This is a genomic window from Bifidobacterium biavatii DSM 23969 (assembly GCF_000741165.1).
GTDB classification, from domain to species: domain Bacteria; phylum Actinomycetota; class Actinomycetes; order Actinomycetales; family Bifidobacteriaceae; genus Bifidobacterium; species Bifidobacterium biavatii.
Window position 1 is genome coordinate 1 of record NZ_JGYN01000048.1, and the last position, 3,501, is coordinate 3,501.

The window sequence follows — 3,501 nt, forward strand, 5'->3', positions numbered from 1 at the left end:
GCCTGCTGACCCGCGACGATCTCGCCGCCGACCCGGCGTCCGCGCTCGACAAGCTCGCCGCGGTCTATCCGCAGGCCGACGAACTCAAGGTCGTGCCGGCCGACGTGGCCTGGTTCCCCGTGCTCGTGCGCGAATACCCCAAGCCCATGCCGTTCGTGCCCGTCATCGACCACGACCTGTTGCGCTGGTGGGGCCAGGACCAGCTGTGGCAGTCGGAGGATGCGCGGTATTCCGCCGATTCCGTGCGCGCCATCCCCGGTCCGATCTCCGTGGCCGGCATCACCACGGTCGACGAGCCGATCGCCGACATCCTCGGCCGGTTCGAATCCGCCGCGATCGCACGCGTGCAGGACGAACGTGGCGTGGCCGACACAGCCGACACGGCTTCCGCCGAACGCGCCGGCTTCGCCGCGCTCGGCGAGTCCCGCGACGCCGAGGACTTCATCCGCAAGTCGCCGAACATCTCGTGGGTCGGCCACATCACTGACAATCCCGCCTACGGTACCGCGCTCGGCGACCGGAACTACGAGATCCGTGCCTTCGACGCCGCCGCGGGCAAGTACGATCTCGACATCCACCTCGACACGTACTGGGACGACGATCCCGACGGCGGCCTGTCTAAGCACGCCGTGCGCGACATCGTCATCCCGCTCGTCGTTGACGGCGCCGAACCCGGCCGCGTGCCGGTCGTGGACCGCGAACGGCTGATCCCGGACGTCTACGCGATGCTCGCCGCCACCGCCGGCATCGGCAACACCGCCATCACCGGCGACAAGCTCGCCGCCATGCCCGAAATCACGGCCGCCGAAGGCAAGCCGTTCGGTGAGGCGCGCGCCCGCTACACGCTGTCCGCAAACCTCGGCTTCGACCACGAGACCGCGACCGCAGGCCAGCTGCCGCAGGACCTTGTCGCATCCCGCATCGCGCCCGACGCGCTCGTCGGCCCGGCCTGGCCGGCGATCTACGCGGCGCTCGGCTCGGTCATGGTCGACGGGTATCCGGTCATCGAAGGACTGCTCAACGCCGTCCACCTCGACCATCTCATCGAACTCGAAACCGACGAGGAGCATCTGCTCCATCACGTCGGCGAAACCGTCGCCCTGACGTCGTGGGCCGAGGACTACTTTGAGTCCGCGTCCGGCCGCGTCGTCACCATCCACGTGACCCACACCGCCGCCGACGGCACGCTGCTGGCCCGCGAAACCGAGCGATTCGCCATCCGCGGCCGCGTCTACTCCGACGCGCTGCCGGAAACCGCGCCGGACAACGGCGACTGGACGGCGCTGCACGACGCCGAGATCGCGCCGACCGTGCGTCGCGTGCTCCGCCGTGTCACCGTCACCGCCCCCGCGGACATGACCGCGTTCGCGCGTACGTCCGGCGACTTCAACCCGATCCACACGTCCGTGCGCGGCGCCCGCATCTCCGGACTCAAGGCCCCGCTCGTGCACGGCATGTGGCTGTCCGCCGTCGCCCAGCACGTCGCGCAGGCCGTCGATGCAAAGGGCGCGCACTACGAGATTGCCGGCTGGACGTACAACATGTACGGCATGGTGCAGCTGAACGACCGCGTCGAAATCACCGTCGAACGCGTCGGCAAGGTGCGCCACGGCGGGCTCGCGCTCGAAGTGACCTGCCGCATCGACGGGGCGATTGTTTCACGTGGAACAGCGGTCACGCGCGCGCCGATCAGCGCGTTCGTCTACCCCGGCCAGGGCATCCAGAAGCAGGGCATGGTGCTCGACGAGCGCGCCAAGTCCGCCGCCGCCCGCGACGTGTGGGAGCGCGCGGATCGCCTGACCCGCTCCAAGCTCGGATTCTCGATCCTCGCCCTCGTGCGCGACAACCCGAAGGAGCTCACCGCCAACGGCGTCACCTACCGCCACCCCGACGGACTGCTCAACCTCACGCAGTTCACGCAGGTCGCGCTCGCGACCGTCGCGTTCGCCCAGACCGCGCGCCTGCGCGAAGCCGGCGCCGACATCTGGCCGAGCTACTTCGCGGGCCACTCGCTCGGCGAATACAACGCGCTGAGCTCCTTCGCTGGCGTGATCCCGCTCGAAACCGTGCTTGAACTCGTGTTCCACCGCGGTTCGACCATGCACCACCTCATCCCGCGCGACGCGCAGGGTCGCTCCAACTACCGCATGGGCGCACTGCGCCCGAACCAGTTCGGCGTGGGCGATGACGGCGTGCGCGAGTATGTGGAGAGCGTGGCGAAGGCCAGTGGCGAGTTCCTGCAGATCGTCAACTACAACCTCGCTGGCGCGCAGTACGCGGTGGCCGGCACGATCGCCGGACTCAAGGCGCTGCAGGCCGACTCCGCCCGCCGCGTCGCCGAATACGGCGGCAAGCCGGCGTTCATGCTCGTGCCCGGCATCGACGTGCCATTCCACTCCACGCTGCTCAGGAAGGGCGTGCCGGAGTTCCGCGACAAGCTCGACGCGCTGCTGCCGGCCGAGATCGACTATCGCGGCCGACTGGTCGGCCGGTATATTCCGAACCTCGTCGCCTGCCCGTTCGAGATGACCCGCGAGTTCGCGGCGAAGATCCTCGAGGTCGTGCCGTCGGAGCGGATCCGCGCCGCGCTCGACGACCCGGCCGTGTGGGATTCCTACGCCGCCGACGACCAGAAGCTCGGACGACTGCTGCTCACCGAACTGCTCTCGTGGCAGTTCGCGTCGCCTGTTCGCTGGATCGAAACGCAGGCGCTGATGTTCGGTGACCGCACGGCCGGCGGGCTCGGCGTGGAGGAGTACGTCGAAGTCGGCCTCGGCAACGCGCCGACGCTTGCCAACCTCGGCTCGAAGACGCTGCGCCTGCCGCAGTTCGCGAACCGTTCCGTCGCCGTCTACAACGTCGGCCGCGACGAGGGACGTGTGTACATGACCGACACCGATTCGCTCGCGCCGGAAGTCGATGACGTTCCGGAGCAGGCGGCGGCCCCGGCTCCCTCGTCTCAGTTCGAGAAGCTGGCGGCAGCCTCGGCCCCCTCGGCTGAGGGGGCTGTCAGCCATAGGCTGACTGGGGGAGCGTCTGCGGCGACAGCCGCCAACAGCAACGCATCGACCTCAGATCGATCCCTCTCCGCCGCACCGCAAGCCGGCGCCAGCGCCGTGACCGAGCTCGGCTCCGCGCCGAGCGGCCCGGTGGAGGACCTCCCGTTCCGTGCATCCGACGCGATCGGCGTGCTCATGGCCTACTCGGCCAAGGTGCGACTCGACCAGATCGGCGCCTCCGACACGACCGACACGCTCACCAACGGCGTCTCGTCGCGCCGCAACCAGCTGCTCATGGACATCAGCTCCGAACTGGGAGTCGCCAGTGTGGACGGCGCGGCCGAGGCGACGCTCACGCAGCTCGCGCAGATCGTCAACAAGGCCGCCCCGAACTACAAGCCGTTCGGGCCGGTCCTCTCCGACGCGATCCGCGACCGTCTGCGCGCGCTGTTCGGCGCGGCCGGCGTCAAGCCGCGCACATCCGCGAGCGCGTCACCGGCGT

1 protein-coding gene is annotated in these 3,501 nt (G+C 69.4%); it reads left to right on the top strand.

What is annotated here, in order from left to right; translation table 11 throughout:
- Positions 1–3,501: acyltransferase domain-containing protein (locus BBIA_RS12855; protein WP_162179175.1), on the top strand; the 3,501-nt coding region annotated here is incomplete at both ends.